Origin of the sequence: Polaromonas sp., assembly GCF_030680935.1 — a bacterium.
Lineage (GTDB): Bacteria > Pseudomonadota > Gammaproteobacteria > Burkholderiales > Burkholderiaceae_C > Polaromonas.
Map to the genome: position 1 here is coordinate 15,001 of NZ_JAUXUP010000022.1, position 12,655 is coordinate 27,655.

Annotated in this window: 17 protein-coding genes and 1 tRNA gene; 12 read left to right on the forward strand and 6 right to left on the reverse strand. The window is 62.8% G+C overall.

The window, feature by feature from the left end; translation table 11 throughout:
- Positions 1-4 precede the first annotated feature (4 nt).
- From atpD to Q8L50_RS05985, 3 genes are all read left to right on the forward strand, one after another.
- Positions 5-1,408 carry a F0F1 ATP synthase subunit beta gene (gene atpD, locus Q8L50_RS05975; protein WP_188709654.1) on the forward strand — a complete coding sequence of 468 codons (1,404 nt, stop codon included), beginning with the start codon at positions 5-7 and terminating at the stop codon, positions 1,406-1,408.
- A gap of 3 nt (positions 1,409-1,411) precedes the next feature.
- Positions 1,412-1,837, forward strand: coding sequence for a F0F1 ATP synthase subunit epsilon (locus Q8L50_RS05980; protein WP_305347748.1), 426 nt, complete (start codon positions 1,412-1,414; stop codon positions 1,835-1,837).
- Positions 1,838-2,149: 312 nt separating this feature from the next.
- Entirely contained in the window at positions 2,150-2,293 is a 144-nt protein-coding gene (locus Q8L50_RS05985; protein ID WP_305347749.1) for a hypothetical protein, read from the forward strand.
- A gap of 18 nt (positions 2,294-2,311) precedes the next feature.
- On the opposite strand, the gene Q8L50_RS05990 is transcribed toward Q8L50_RS05985, so the two are convergent.
- The 3 genes from Q8L50_RS05990 to Q8L50_RS06000 are packed head-to-tail and all read right to left on the reverse strand — an operon-like array spanning position 2,312 to position 4,395.
- Positions 2,312-2,854, reverse strand: a complete 543-nt coding sequence (locus tag Q8L50_RS05990; protein WP_305347750.1) for a TPM domain-containing protein — start codon at positions 2,852-2,854, stop codon at positions 2,312-2,314.
- A gap of 5 nt (positions 2,855-2,859) precedes the next feature.
- Entirely contained in the window at positions 2,860-3,777 is a 918-nt protein-coding gene (locus tag Q8L50_RS05995; protein ID WP_305347751.1) for a YgcG family protein, read from the reverse strand.
- A gap of 18 nt (positions 3,778-3,795) precedes the next feature.
- Positions 3,796-4,395: a LemA family protein gene (locus Q8L50_RS06000; RefSeq protein WP_305347752.1), complete on the reverse strand. Its 600-nt coding sequence runs from the start codon at positions 4,393-4,395 to the stop codon at positions 3,796-3,798.
- A 44-nt stretch (positions 4,396-4,439) separates the two neighbouring features.
- On the opposite strand from Q8L50_RS06000, the gene Q8L50_RS06005 reads away from it, so the two are divergent.
- The 4 genes from Q8L50_RS06005 to Q8L50_RS06020 are packed head-to-tail and all read left to right on the forward strand — an operon-like array spanning position 4,440 to position 7,271.
- Complete coding sequence (locus Q8L50_RS06005) at positions 4,440-5,246, forward strand: hypothetical protein (RefSeq protein WP_305347753.1); 807 nt, start codon at positions 4,440-4,442, stop codon at positions 5,244-5,246.
- A 22-nt stretch (positions 5,247-5,268) separates the two neighbouring features.
- A complete protein-coding gene (locus Q8L50_RS06010) occupies positions 5,269-5,715 on the forward strand; it encodes a nuclear transport factor 2 family protein (RefSeq protein WP_305347754.1) in 447 nt (148 codons plus the stop codon).
- A 13-nt stretch (positions 5,716-5,728) separates the two neighbouring features.
- A complete protein-coding gene (locus Q8L50_RS06015; protein WP_305347807.1) occupies positions 5,729-6,727 on the forward strand; it encodes a YheT family hydrolase in 999 nt (332 codons plus the stop codon).
- Positions 6,720-7,271: a DUF2946 family protein gene (locus Q8L50_RS06020; RefSeq protein ID WP_305347755.1), complete on the forward strand. Its 552-nt coding sequence runs from the start codon at positions 6,720-6,722 to the stop codon at positions 7,269-7,271. The genes Q8L50_RS06015 and Q8L50_RS06020 overlap by 8 nt, the downstream gene beginning before the upstream one ends.
- 109 nt (positions 7,272-7,380) lie before the next feature.
- Here the strand turns inward: Q8L50_RS06020 and Q8L50_RS06025 are convergent, their stop codons facing one another.
- Positions 7,381-8,244 carry a cytochrome c5 family protein gene (locus tag Q8L50_RS06025; RefSeq protein ID WP_305347756.1) on the reverse strand — a complete coding sequence of 288 codons (864 nt, stop codon included), beginning with the start codon at positions 8,242-8,244 and terminating at the stop codon, positions 7,381-7,383.
- Positions 8,245-8,446: 202 nt separating this feature from the next.
- On the opposite strand from Q8L50_RS06025, the gene Q8L50_RS06030 reads away from it, so the two are divergent.
- A tRNA-Arg gene (locus Q8L50_RS06030) sits at positions 8,447-8,522 on the forward strand.
- 50 nt (positions 8,523-8,572) lie between these two features.
- Here Q8L50_RS06030 and Q8L50_RS06035 read toward each other — a convergent pair.
- On the reverse strand, positions 8,573-9,178 hold the full coding sequence (locus Q8L50_RS06035) for a DUF938 domain-containing protein (RefSeq protein WP_305347757.1): 606 nt from the start codon (positions 9,176-9,178) through the stop codon (positions 8,573-8,575).
- 107 nt (positions 9,179-9,285) lie between these two features.
- Between Q8L50_RS06035 and Q8L50_RS06040 the strand changes: the two genes are divergently transcribed.
- A complete protein-coding gene (locus Q8L50_RS06040; RefSeq protein ID WP_305347758.1) occupies positions 9,286-9,780 on the forward strand; it encodes a hypothetical protein in 495 nt (164 codons plus the stop codon).
- 3 nt (positions 9,781-9,783) lie between these two features.
- Here the strand turns inward: Q8L50_RS06040 and rsmI are convergent, their stop codons facing one another.
- Positions 9,784-10,638, reverse strand: a complete 855-nt coding sequence (gene rsmI, locus Q8L50_RS06045; RefSeq protein ID WP_305347808.1) for a 16S rRNA (cytidine(1402)-2'-O)-methyltransferase — start codon at positions 10,636-10,638, stop codon at positions 9,784-9,786.
- 50 nt (positions 10,639-10,688) lie between these two features.
- Here rsmI and Q8L50_RS06050 point away from each other — a divergent pair, with 50 nt between their 5' ends.
- From Q8L50_RS06050 to Q8L50_RS06060, 3 genes are all read left to right on the forward strand, one after another.
- Positions 10,689-11,144: a YraN family protein gene (locus Q8L50_RS06050; RefSeq protein WP_305347759.1), complete on the forward strand. Its 456-nt coding sequence runs from the start codon at positions 10,689-10,691 to the stop codon at positions 11,142-11,144.
- A gap of 122 nt (positions 11,145-11,266) precedes the next feature.
- Positions 11,267-11,863, forward strand: a complete 597-nt coding sequence (locus tag Q8L50_RS06055) for a phosphoheptose isomerase (protein WP_305347760.1) — start codon at positions 11,267-11,269, stop codon at positions 11,861-11,863.
- Entirely contained in the window at positions 11,864-12,544 is a 681-nt protein-coding gene (locus Q8L50_RS06060) for a BON domain-containing protein (RefSeq protein ID WP_305347761.1), read from the forward strand.
- Positions 12,545-12,655 lie beyond the last annotated feature (111 nt).

A 12,655-nucleotide genomic window follows, 5' to 3' on the forward strand; every position in this document is an offset into this window, starting at 1 on the left:
AGTCATGGCTCAAGCTCAAGGCAAGATTGTTCAGTGTATCGGTGCGGTGGTTGACGTGGAATTTGCGCGCGACCAGATGCCGAAGATTTATGACGCGCTCAAGATGGAAGGCTCTGCGCTGACCCTTGAAGTGCAGCAGCAGCTCGGCGACGGCATTGTGCGCACCATCGCACTGGGCACGTCCGACGGCCTGCGCCGCGGCAACATGGTATACAACACCGGCGCCAACATCACGGTTCCGGTCGGCAAAGCCACCCTGGGCCGCATCATGGACGTGCTGGGCGCGCCGATTGACGAGCGTGGCCCGGTCGACCAGACCCTGACGGCCCCGATTCACCGCAAAGCCCCGGCTTACGACGAGCTGAGCCCATCACAGGAACTGCTGGAAACCGGCATCAAGGTGATTGACCTGGTGTGTCCGTTTGCCAAGGGCGGCAAGGTCGGCCTGTTCGGCGGCGCCGGCGTCGGCAAGACCGTGAACATGATGGAACTGATCAACAACATCGCCAAGGCGCACTCGGGCCTGTCCGTGTTTGCCGGTGTGGGTGAGCGTACCCGCGAAGGCAATGACTTCTACCACGAGATGGCTGACTCCGGCGTGGTGAATCTCGAGAACCTCGGCGAATCCAAAGTGGCCATGGTGTACGGCCAGATGAACGAGCCGCCAGGCAACCGTCTGCGCGTGGCGCTGACCGGCCTGACGATTGCCGAGTCCTTCCGTGACGAAGGCCGTGACGTGTTGTTCTTCGTGGACAACATCTACCGCTACACCCTGGCCGGCACCGAAGTGTCCGCGCTGCTGGGCCGCATGCCTTCCGCCGTGGGTTACCAGCCGACGCTGGCCGAAGAAATGGGCCGTCTGCAAGAGCGTATTACCTCCACCAAGGTGGGCTCCATCACTTCCATCCAGGCCGTTTACGTGCCTGCCGATGACTTGACCGACCCGTCGCCTGCCACCACCTTTGCCCACCTGGACTCCACTGTGGTGCTGAGCCGTGACATCGCCTCGCTGGGTATCTACCCTGCGGTCGATCCACTCGACTCCACCAGCCGTCAGCTCTCGCCAGCGGTGGTCGGTGAAGACCACTACAACACGGCGCGCGCCGTGCAAGGCACGCTGCAGCGCTACAAGGAATTGCGCGACATCATTGCGATTCTCGGCATGGACGAACTGGCACCTGAAGACAAGCTGGCTGTGGCCCGTGCCCGCAAGATCCAGCGTTTCCTGAGCCAGCCTTTCCACGTTGCTGAAGTGTTCACGGGATCACCCGGCAAATATGTCAGCCTGGCTGAAACCATTCGCGGCTTCAAGATGATTGTGGCGGGCGAATGTGACCATCTGCCAGAGCAGGCTTTTTACATGGTTGGCACGATTGACGAAGCTTTCGAGAAGGCCAAGAAGGTCTAAGTCATGGACACCACACACACCATCCGCGTCGATGTTGTCAGTGCCGAAGAGTCCATCTTTTCGGGCGAGGCCAGGTTTGTCGCCTTGCCGGGCGAGGCGGGCGAGTTGGGTATTTACCCACGCCACACACCGCTCATCACCCGTATCAAGCCGGGCGCGGTGCGGATTGAAATGGCTGACGGCACGGAGGAGTTTGTCTTCGTCGCCGGCGGCCTGCTTGAAGTGCAGCCGAATTGCGTGACCGTTCTCAGCGACACCGCCATCCGCGGCAAAGACCTGGACGAAGCCAAGGCCGGCGTGGCCAGGGCAGCGGCTGAAGAGGCGTTGAAAAACGCAAAGAGCGAAATCGACATCGCTCGTATCCAGTCCGAGATAGCGGTGATGGCCGCCGAGATTAGCGCCGCCCGCAAATTCCTTCGCAAGAAGTAAGAACCGCCGCAGCTTGTTCTGACCAAGCCCCTGCCGCAAGCCAGGGGCTTTTTCATGCACCAGACACCCACCGGGCTACGGACCGGTGGGCCGCACGCCTGGCCCGGCACAGGATCTGGCTGTGTGGCGTTTAGCGCAATTGTGACGTTTCGGCGCAGCCGGCCTTTGCACCCCTAAAATCTGCCGAAAGCCCTTGTTCTGCAAGCGCTGGCAGCTATCAAATCAATAGCGTTTGTAACATCTGCTCACGACAGCGGGGGCTGATGGGCGCTATCTTGAATGTGGTTCAAACGACAAAGAGGCGGACAGATCATGGACAGCATTCTGGACAGCGTGACCTGGGCAGACGAGGCCCAGCCTGCGGGCAAGCCCAGACCTGCGGTCCGGGTCTGGCTCAAGCGGGGGCTTTTGTTGCTCTGTACCGTGGCGGCCCTCGGGGTACTGCTCGCTCAATAGCCGCCTGGCGCCTGGCCGCTACTGAAGCAGCGGCGTGTCCGGCAATTCGTTGCCTGCGCCCTGAACACCGCTGGCGCCGGCCTGAAGCTCAAAATGCTGCATCAACACCGCCGAACATTCTTCCAGGGCCTGCGTCAGCCCGTCTTCATAACGCTGCTCTTTGAAGGCACCGGCCATGTTCGCGACCATCGTCTGCCACTCGTCTGCAGTGACATGCCGGGCCACACCACGGTCGGCCACAATTTCGATCGCATGTTCTGCCAGCAGCAGGTAAATCAGGATGCCGTTGTTGTGCTCGGTGTCCCACACCCTCAATTTGCCAAACATCGCCACCGCCCGCTCGCGGGTGATTGCGGCCAGGCTGTGGCTGCTGTCCAGCCGCCACAGGTAGCTCGCGGGCAGTGAAGACTCGACACATATGCGGATCTCGCCGCTGTGACGCCGCTCGCTGGCGGCGACGCGCCGTGCCAGACGCTCCAGCATGTCCGGCGGAATCGCTCGAGCCGTGTCGGATGCGTCCAGCCACAGGTGCTTGAGCAGAAGTTTGAGCTTGGTGATCATGGTCCCTACCAGCTTCCCGACGCGCCACCGCCGCCGAAGTTGCCGCCACCGCCGCTGCTGAAGCCGCCGCCACCGCCACCGCCACCAAACCCACCACCGCCGCCAAAACCGCCTCCGCCCCAGCCCGATGAACCGCGGCCGCGGCCCACACCGGCCAGGCTGCCCAAGCTGGACACCAGCGCAAACAGCATCCCGGCCAACGCCGCTATGCCGCCTATCCACAAGCTGCTGGTGAACAGCCAGGCCAGCGCACCAACTGCGCCACCCGTTGCCACCGATCCCAACTTGCGGCCCAGCACGCTGGCCAGCACGCGCCCGCCTAGGGGTACGGCAAAAAACAGAAACACTGCCATGTCGGTCCAGTTGAGGCCCTTGTCGGCAGGACGGCTGCCACCGGGCTGGTCCGGGGTCGACAGGTTTTCGCCCGTGATGCGCGCCATGATCTGGTCGGTGGCGGCATTGAGGCCGCCGGCAAAGTCGTTTTGCCGAAAGCGCGGCGTGATGGCGTTGTCGATGATCTGGCGCGCGGCCAGATCGGGGATGGCCCCTTCCAGCGTTTTGGTGGTTTCAATACGCACTTTGCGGTCGTTCTTGGCCACCACCAGCAGCAAGCCGTCGCCCACATCCTTGCGCCCGATCTTCCAGCTGTCGCCAACGCGCTGGGCGTAGGCGGCAATGTCTTCAGGCGCAGTGCTGGGCACCATCAGCACCACCACCTGGGCACCCCGCGACTGCTCGAAGGCGGCGAGTTTGGCCTCCAGCGCCTGCTTTTGTGCAGCATCCAGCGTGCCGGTACTGTCCATCACGCGGGCCGTGAGCGCAGGCACGGGCTGCACATCCTGCGCACCCAGCACACCGATGCCCGCAAACAAGCACAGGGCCAGCGCGAGCTGCGGCCAATGGAAGTAACGAAAGTTGCGCATGCCCGACAAAGTGCTGGCTTACTTCTTGTTGAAGTCCACTGTGGGCGGGGCCGATATCTGCGCCTCGTTCTGCACACTGAAAGTCGGTTTGACCGCGTAACCAAACACCATGGCCGTCAGGTTGTTCGGAAAGCTGCGCGCGAGCACGTTGTACGCCTGCACCGCCTGGATGTAGCGGTTGCGCGCGACCGTGATGCGGTTCTCCGTGCCTTCCAGCTGCACGCGCAAATCCTGGAAGCCCTGGTTGGCCTTGAGATTGGGGTAGTTTTCGGTGACCACCAGCAGACGCGACAGCGCCGAGCTCAGTTCGCCCTGCGCCGCCTGAAATTTCGCGAATGCTTCCGGGTTGTTCAGGGTCTCGGGCGTCACCTGCATGGAGGTGGCTTTGGCCCGTGCTTCCACCACCTTGGTCAGCGTGTCCTGCTCAAAAGCGGCTTCTCCCTTGACGGTGGCCACAATATTGGGCACCAGGTCGGCGCGGCGCTGGTACTGGTTCAGCACTTCGGACCAGGCCGACTTGGTCTGCTCATCCAGGCGCTGAAAGTCGTTGTAGCCGCAGCCGGGCAGCAGCAGCGCCATGGCGCCCAGAAGTACCCAATTGAAAAAGCGTGAGTTCATGGCAAACCTCCAAAAATGCGATTTGCAACACTACCATAGACACCATGTCCATAGCGTCAGAAAACCGCTCTACCCGTGGCACTCCGCTGCATATGCTGCAGGCAGCGCTTGGTCCGGCTCGCGGCACCCCCCATGTCAAGCCCGGGCTGATTGTTGCCGGCGCCACTGGCGCGCTGGGCAGCGAGGTGTTGCGCCGCCTTGCGGGCAGCGGCTGCATTGCGCACACCCAGGTGCTGGCGCGTGAACCGATGAGCACCGGTCTGGCGCAGGTGGTGATTGCGCCGGTTTCGGGCGACGACATTGCCAGCTGGTCCGCCAGCACCCTGGCAGCGCAGACCGGGGTCGTGATGTTTGAGCCGCCCCGGCTGCACCACGATCGTGAGCGCGCCTTGTGGACGCCGGTGCCGGCACAGTTGGTGGCGCTGGCCGCGTGGCTGCAGCGCTGCGGCGTGACAACGCTGGTGCTGGTATTGCCCCATGCGCAGGGCAGCCTGCCGCAGGCCCTGAGGCTTGGGCTGGCCAGCCTGGCCGAGCAAGAGCTTGCCGCGCTGGGTTTTGAACGCCTGCTGTTGCTGCGCTCTGCGCAAAAACCGCCCCGGCCTGTCGGTGCCAGGCCGCTGGCAAGAATTGCCACATGGATGTTGTCGGTGTGCAGCTACATGATCCCAACTGCCGCGCTGCCAGTGCGGCCAGCGCGCGTCGCCGAATTTTTGGACGCCGCCTTGCGTGTGTTGCCGCCGGGTACCCATGTGGTGGGCACCGAACTGCTCTGGCAAGGCGGCAAGCCCCAGGACATGCAGGCCGTCGTGCAAGCATGGCTTAATACAAGGCTCAACGTGCAGGAAAACTGAACGCAGCCCTTCCCACCGAACCATGCGAAAACCCAAAGTCCCCCCGGCCAGCAGCGGCAACGCCGATGACATCGAAGCCGCTTTTTACGAAGCCCTGCAAAGCGGCGACATCGACAAACTCATGGCCTGCTGGGCCGATGAGGATGATATTGTCTGCGTGCACCCCGGCGGTCCGCGCTGGCTGGGCGCGGGTGCGATACGCGCTGCCTTTGAAGCCATGTTTGCCAACGGCAGCATTCGCGCCCACGCAGAGAAGGTGCGCAAGGTCGAGTCCATGGGCGCCAGCTTGCACAGCGTGCTGGAGCGCATCGAGGTCATGACCGAAGAAGGCCCGCGCCATGCCTATGTGATTGCCAGCAATGTTTATCACAAGACCGCGCAAGGTTGGCGCCTGGTGGCGCACCATGCCAGCCCGGGGACGCCGCGCGAGATGCAGGAAATCTCGGACAGTCCCCAAGTGTTGCATTGAGCTCCGGACCATGATGACTTACGATGCGCCGTGGTGGTTGCCTGGTGGCAACCTGCAGACGATTTATGCCGCACTGCGCTCCAGGCGCTACCTCGGCGAGGCGCCAAGCTTTCGCCGCGAGCGCTGGGTAACGCCCGACGACGATTTTGTCGATGTTGACTTTGCCCGGCATGCCAGCGGTGCCTCAGCCCCCCTGCTGGTTATTTTTCACGGCCTCGAAGGTTCATCGGCCAGCCACTATGCCGAGGCCTTTGCCGATGTGGCCCGCACACGCGGCTGGGCCTGCGCCGTGCCGCATTTTCGCGGCTGCTCGGGTGAGCTGAACCGCGCGCCACGTGCCTACCATTCGGGTGATTTTGAAGAGATCGACTGGATTTTGCGGCGTTTGCAGAGCCAGCACGCAGGCCCGCTGTTTGCGGTGGGTATTTCGCTGGGGGGCAACGCGCTGATGCGTTGGGCCGGCGAGCTTGGCAGCCAGGCCGACAGGGTGGTGGCGGCGGTGGCGTCGGTCTGCTCACCGCTTGATCTGGCGGCCAGTGGCCACGCCATAGGCCGGGGCTTTAACCGGCTGGTGTACACCCGCATGTTTCTGAACTCCATGGTGCCCAAGGCCATGAAGAAGCTGGAGCAGCACCCCGGGCTGTTCAGTGCTGAAGCCCTGCTCGCCGCGCGCGATCTGTATGCCTTCGACAACGTGGTCACGGCCCCGCTGCACGGTTTTAAAAACACCGAGGATTACTGGGAGCGTGCTTCTGCCAAACCGCACATGAGGCGCATTGCGGTGGCGGCACTGGCTGTCAACGCGTTGAACGATCCTTTCATTCCGGCCGCCAGCCTGCCGCAGGCGGGCGATGTGAGTGCGGCCGTCACGCTATGGCAACCACGCCAAGGTGGCCACGTCGGTTTTCCTGCAGCGCCGTTTCCTGGCCATGTGCGCGCCATGCCCGAGGCGGTCTGCGGCTTCTTTGCTGCTGCTCGGCCACCATCGGGGCAAAATAGCGGCCATGGATGACATCGTTCGCCAGGCCATTGCCAAGTGGCCCAATGTTCCCCACTGTTATGGCTGGCTCGGCCTGGACGCGCGCGGTAACTGGTACATGCGTGACGACCAGGCCCAGGCGGCGGGCGCCTTTGCAGGCGGCACGGCGGCCAGCAAAGGCTCGCTCCTGAAACACGACAAGCTGATTGACTTCATCGCCCGCAACTACGAAAGCGACCCTGCCGGGCTCTGGTTTTTCCAGAACGGCCCACAACGTGTTTATGTGGAGCTGGAGGCCACGCCGCTGGTGTGGCGTGTAGACGCCGCGCCGGGTTTTGCGGTCACAGCACACACCGGCCAGTCGGCCCGGGTGCAGCGCTGCGTGCTGGATGAGCATGGGCGCCTCTATCTGGACACCGACATCGGTTTTGGCCTGGTGCATACACAGGACATGATCCAGGCCTCCGAGGCGATTGAGCAGGGGCTGTGGGTACCGGTTGAAGTCGCTACCCGCGACTTGCCGAAGCGCTTTTCGTACGTGCGCAGCCCGGCGGCGAGCCTGGTCGGGCCGGTTTGATGCTATTGATTCAATAGCTGCTTACGCTCATTGAATAAGGGCTACAGCCTGTTTCGGCATTAAAAAAGCCGGTCCAGGACCGGCTTTTGAGACGGGGGTCAGTGCCGGCTTATTTGGCGGCATTCACCATGAATTCCACCGCAGCGCGGATGTCCGCATCGGAAGCGGCAGAGCCGCCCTTGGGTGGCATCGCGCCCTTGCCCTTGATGACGCTGGCAGTCATCATGTCCAGCCCGGTTTTGATGCGCGGTGCCCATGCGGCCTTGTCGCCGAACTTCGGCGAACCAGCGACAGACGCGGCATGGCAGGCAACGCAGACTTGTTTGTACAGAGCCTCGCCAGCACCTGCACCCGCTTTGACCGGGGCGGCCGGAGCAGCAGCGGCAGCAACCACGGCTGGTGCGGCGGGCATGGCGGCTGCGGCGACGACCGGTGCAGCTGGCGCCTCAGCGGTAACGGGGGCCGCTGCTTTCTGCGGCTCTGCAAACTTGGCACCGGCTGCTTTGGTCATGTACACCACCGCCTTGCCAATTTCGACATCGTCAAAATCGCCGCCGCCCTGGGCACCCATCGCGCCCTTGCCTTTGAGTGATGCATCCCACAGAGCGGCAAACCCGGTCTTGATGCGCGGCGCCCAGGCGGCGACATCGCCAAACTTGGGTGCACCGGCTGCACCGGCGGCGTGGCAGGCCACACATTGCGCTTTGTAGACTTCTTCGCCAGACTTCAGCGGGCGATTGGCATCGCGGATTTCAACCATGCCGATTTTCTGAATGCGCTGGGCCACGGCTTTTTCAACTTCCCCTGCACCTGCGGCTGGCTTGTTGCCCGAGGTCACGTAGTAAACCAGGGCAATGATGGCAAAAATCGGGACCACGAAAGAAAAGAAGACTGCGGCAAGCAGTTGCTTGGGTGTTTTGATGGGGCCAGAGTGGTCTTCTTCGTGGGCCGTCGTGTGATCGTTTGCGCTCATGGCTTCCTCAAAAAACTGAAAATCGGTGACTAAAGCAACTCATATTCGACAACCTTCGATTATAGCTGTGGCCCCTGTAAACCCCGGTCAAGGCCCGCCCGGCTGATAGAATCGTTGCAGCTCCACAGGGCGGCGGCTTTAAAAGCTGGTTTCTGTCGGGGTTTGTCTGCTGCAAAGTCCAGGCAGAAGTTTTTTCAGCGTTGCGGCTGTAGCTCAGTGGATAGAGTATTGGCCTCCGAAGCCAAGGGTCGTGGGTTCGATCCCCGCCAGCCGCACCACCAGCCAATTGCGCACCCCGGACGATGGCGGAACCTCCCGCCTCGTTTTTTTAGCCACGGTCAGCCGGGCCACGCCGCCAGGTGATGCACCGGTTGTTGGCCGGCATGGCGCGGTCTTCCAGCAGGCGCAAGCCCGCCTCGTTGGCCAGGGCGTCTACCGCTTCAAAGTCCCTCAGTCCGCTGGACGGGTTGCCGGCGCGTAAAGAGGCGTCAAACGCCGCATTGCTGTCGCTCGTGAAGCGGCCCGCGTAGTTGAATGGGCCATACACCGTGAGAAGGCCAGCGGGTGGCATGCGCCGACCGAGCTCAGCAAACAGGCGCTGCACTTGCGGCCAGCCCATGATGTGCAGGGTGTTGGCGCTGAAGACCGTGTCAAATACGAGCTCTGGCCAGTCCTGGCGCAGATCAAGTAGCTTGGGTTCGGGCGTGTTCGCAAGTCCTGCCTCTTGCAGCCAGAGTCTGATGCCTGGCAGATTGCTGGCGACGTCCGAGCTTTGCCAGCGCAACCAGGGCATGGCGCGCGCGAAATAAACCGCGTGTTGCCCGGTGCCGCTGCCGATTTCCAGTACCGCGTGCCGGTCGGCAAAAAGCGCCTGCAATACAGCCAGAATGGGCTCGCGATTGCGATCGGTGGCGGGGGCTTGGGGTTTGTCCATAAGCGCCCGATTGTCGCTGGCGGGGAACCGTTTTGGTGTCTATGCGTCAGACCTTTTGCTTCAGCGGTGTATAACAAAACAGCAAACATCGACTTCAAGGATCTGCCATGTACCTTCCCATAATCCGCCTCTTTTTTTTGCTCACCAGCCTGCTCTGGTTGACTGGCTGCGCGCTGCAGCCCTTTGGCGGCGTCACGCCCGGCATGCCGCGCGAAGACGTGCTTGCGCGTATGGGCCAGCCCGGTGCGGCGGTGGCCATCCCTCAGGGCACGCGTCTGCAATATTCCGGCCAGCCCACCGGACAATTTGCCGTCATGGTTGATCTGGATGCAACAGGGCGGGTGCTCAGCGTGCGACAGGTCCTCAACGCCAGGGATTTCGCGCGCATAGAGCCGGGCAAATGGACCCGCGCCGATGTATTGCGCGAATTCGGGCCGCCCGCCATGGTGGATCGTGTCGCTTCCTGGCAGGGCGACATCCTGACCTACCGCTGGTATGACCTGCAGGATCTGTTTTACTGGGTTTACCTCGACGGCAACCAGGTGGTGCAGAGGGCGCATCCCGGCATGGAGTTTCGCAATGACAGGGACCCGCGTAACTAAAATTCAGGGCGATTCGGACTCAGACTTTTTCAGCTGCAAAGCAGCGTCGTACAACTCGTTGCGCGGCGCGCCGGTGATGTCGGTGGCCAGTTTGACGGCGGTTTTCAGCGGCAGCTCCGCCAGCAGCAACTGCAATACCCGATGCCCATCGTCCTTGGCTTGCGCCTCTTCACCCGGATGCAGCACCAGCGCAAATTCACCGCGTGTGCGCTGACCGCCGGCGGCCAGCCAGGCTGCCAGATCCTGCGCGGCCACGGTAGCGATTTCTTCAAATTGTTTGGTCAACTCACGGCCGATGGTGACCTGGCGCTGCCCCAGCGGCACCATGGCGCGCGCCAGCGCTTCTATGCGGTGTGGTGCTTCCAGAATGACGACGGCACGCGGGTCCGCTTGCAGCGCCTGCACGGCCTGATCCCGTTCAAGGGCCTTGGACGGCAGAAATCCGGCAAAGACAAATCCCGGGCCGCCACTGACACCGGCCACACTCAGTGCGGCCGTCACGCTGCTGGCGCCGGGCAGGGGAAGGATGGTCAGGCCGGCGCTGCGCACGGCTGCCACCAGGCGTGCGCCGGGGTCGCTGACGGCCGGGGTGCCGGCGTCGCTGACATAGGCCACACGTTCACCGCGTTGCAGACGCTCTATCACCAGCCCTGCGGCTTCTGCCTCGTTGTGCTCGTGCACCGCCAGCAGGGGTTTGTCGATGCCGTACTGGCGCAGCATGGTCTGGGTGTGGCGCGTATCTTCACAGGCAATGGCATGGACCAGCTGCAAAACATGCAATGCGCGCAGGCTGATGTCCGACAGATTGCCAATCGGCGTGGCCACCACATACAGCGCCGCTTCGGGATAATGCTGCATGCCGGCTGCGGCGCGCGCGGCGGGCAGTGCCAGGTCGAAGGAAGCGTTCAATGTGGTTTTCCAGAAAACAGGTTGCAAAAGAAACCCCCACCGGCAGCGATGTCGGCGTGGGGGCGCAGCCCGGCCAGATTACCACCAAGCGGCTGGGCGACGCGGCGGAATCCCTGGCGCTGGCCCATCTGGCGCGCGCCGGCATGAAACTGGTACAGGCCAATTATCGGACGCCAGGCCGGGGCGGCGGTGAGGTGGACCTGGTCATGCGCGACAGGGACGGCACCCTGGTTTTTGTCGAAGTGCGGCACCGCAAGAGCAGCTCGCATGGGGGTGCGGCGGCCAGTGTCAGCCTGGTCAAGCAAAGACGCATCATCTTTGCCGCCCGGCATTTTTTGATGCGCTTTGCCAGCCTGCCGCCCTGCCGTTTTGATGTTGTCACCGTCCAGGGCGCGCTGGAGTCGCCAGAGACCGTGGCGGTGGATTGGCTGCGCGGCGCTTTTGATGCGGGTTAGGACAGTCCCTGAGTGGCTTGTGTAAGGCCACTTGATCCCCATTTTGTAACCATGCATTGCGCCTGGGCGTCCGAAACGGCCCAGGGCACTAATTTGAAAAACCGACCCGGTATCATCGCCCCATGCTTGAACAACGCATTGAACAGCACTTCATTGACAGCGCCGACCTCAAATATCAGGCGGCCCAAACCCTTTCCAAACCGATTGCGGCTGCGGTGCAGGCGATTTTGGCCAGCGTTACCAGCGGCGGCAAGGTGCTGGCCTGCGGCAACGGTGGGTCGGCAGCTGACGCCCAGCATTTCGCCGCCGAGTTTGTCGGGCGTTTTGAGCGCGAGCGGCCCGAGCTCGGTGCGATTGCGCTGACCACGGACAGCTCCATCCTCACTGCAATTGCCAACGATTACGATTTCAGTGTGATTTTTTCCAAGCAGGTGCGCGCGCTTGGCGGTGCTGGTGACGTGCTGCTGGCGCTGAGCACCAGCGGCAACTCGGCCAATGTGCTGGCGGCGATTGAAGCCGCGCACGAGCGCGAGATGACCGTGGTGGCCCTGACCGGCAAAGGCGGCGGAAAAATGACATCAGCGCTGCGCGAGACCGATGTGCATATCTGCGTGCCGCACGACCGCACCGCGCGTATTCAGGAAGTTCATCTGCTGGCCCTTCACTGCATCTGTGATGGCGTGGATGCCCAATTACTTGGCGACCAGGAGAATTCTTAAATGACATCGACAGCAAAGCCAGGACCAGCATCTGTTTTCAAACGTCTGATGCTGGCGGTTTGCGCCGCAGCCGTGGTCGGCACCAGCTTGACGGCGTGTTTCCCTCTGCTGGCGGGCGGCGCGTTGGCGGGCGGTGCGCTGGTCGCCATTGACCGCCGCACCTCGGGCGCCCAGCTGGAAGACGAAGGCATTGAACTGCGGGCCATGAGCCGGCTGCGCGATGCCATCGGCAGCCGCGCACGGGTCAGCGTCACCAGTTACAACCGCCAGGTGCTGCTCACCGGCGAGGTGCTCAATGAGCAGGATAAAAAACTGGTGGAGCAGGTGGTCACGCGGGTGGAAAACGTCACCGGCGTGGTCAATGCGCTGGACATCATCAACAGCCCGACGCTGGTGCAGCGCTCGTCCGACGTGCTGGTCACCGGCCAGGTCAAGGCACTGCTGATTGACTCACGCGACATTTACGCCAATGCCTTCAAGGTGGTCACCGAACGGGGTACGGTGTACCTGATGGGGCGTGTGACCCAGCGCGAGGCCGACCGCGCCACCGAGATTGTGCGTGGCGCCCGCGGTGTGCAAAAAGTGGTGCGTATTCTTGAAATCATCAGCGAGGACGAACTGCGCAGCCTGATGCCAGGGGCAGCCAAGCCCGCAACGCCAGCCCGGGCCCCGGGCGGCTGATTCCTCCGCGTCGCAAAAAAGCCGGTGCATGCACCGGCTTTTTTGTGGACCACACCTGCTGCGAACCCCCGGCCGGGGGCAGAGAGCACGCGTAGCGAGCGACCGTGGGGG

Coding starts and splice junctions, on each gene's coding strand:
- atpD (WP_188709654.1), top strand. CDS start 5: ATGGCTCAAGCTCAAGGCAAGATTGTTCAGTGTATCGGTGCGGTGGTT.
- Q8L50_RS05980 (WP_305347748.1), top strand. CDS start 1,412: ATGGACACCACACACACCATCCGCGTCGATGTTGTCAGTGCCGAAGAG.
- Q8L50_RS05985 (WP_305347749.1), top strand. CDS start 2,150: ATGGACAGCATTCTGGACAGCGTGACCTGGGCAGACGAGGCCCAGCCT.
- Q8L50_RS05990 (WP_305347750.1), bottom strand. CDS start 2,854: ATGATCACCAAGCTCAAACTTCTGCTCAAGCACCTGTGGCTGGACGCA.
- Q8L50_RS05995 (WP_305347751.1), bottom strand. CDS start 3,777: ATGCGCAACTTTCGTTACTTCCATTGGCCGCAGCTCGCGCTGGCCCTG.
- Q8L50_RS06000 (WP_305347752.1), bottom strand. CDS start 4,395: ATGAACTCACGCTTTTTCAATTGGGTACTTCTGGGCGCCATGGCGCTG.
- Q8L50_RS06005 (WP_305347753.1), top strand. CDS start 4,440: ATGTCCATAGCGTCAGAAAACCGCTCTACCCGTGGCACTCCGCTGCAT.
- Q8L50_RS06010 (WP_305347754.1), top strand. CDS start 5,269: ATGCGAAAACCCAAAGTCCCCCCGGCCAGCAGCGGCAACGCCGATGAC.
- Q8L50_RS06015 (WP_305347807.1), top strand. CDS start 5,729: ATGACTTACGATGCGCCGTGGTGGTTGCCTGGTGGCAACCTGCAGACG.
- Q8L50_RS06020 (WP_305347755.1), top strand. CDS start 6,720: ATGGATGACATCGTTCGCCAGGCCATTGCCAAGTGGCCCAATGTTCCC.
- Q8L50_RS06025 (WP_305347756.1), bottom strand. CDS start 8,244: ATGAGCGCAAACGATCACACGACGGCCCACGAAGAAGACCACTCTGGC.
- Q8L50_RS06035 (WP_305347757.1), bottom strand. CDS start 9,178: ATGGACAAACCCCAAGCCCCCGCCACCGATCGCAATCGCGAGCCCATT.
- Q8L50_RS06040 (WP_305347758.1), top strand. CDS start 9,286: ATGTACCTTCCCATAATCCGCCTCTTTTTTTTGCTCACCAGCCTGCTC.
- rsmI (WP_305347808.1), bottom strand. CDS start 10,638: ATGCAGCATTATCCCGAAGCGGCGCTGTATGTGGTGGCCACGCCGATT.
- Q8L50_RS06050 (WP_305347759.1), top strand. CDS start 10,689: ATGTGGTTTTCCAGAAAACAGGTTGCAAAAGAAACCCCCACCGGCAGC.
- Q8L50_RS06055 (WP_305347760.1), top strand. CDS start 11,267: ATGCTTGAACAACGCATTGAACAGCACTTCATTGACAGCGCCGACCTC.
- Q8L50_RS06060 (WP_305347761.1), top strand. CDS start 11,864: ATGACATCGACAGCAAAGCCAGGACCAGCATCTGTTTTCAAACGTCTG.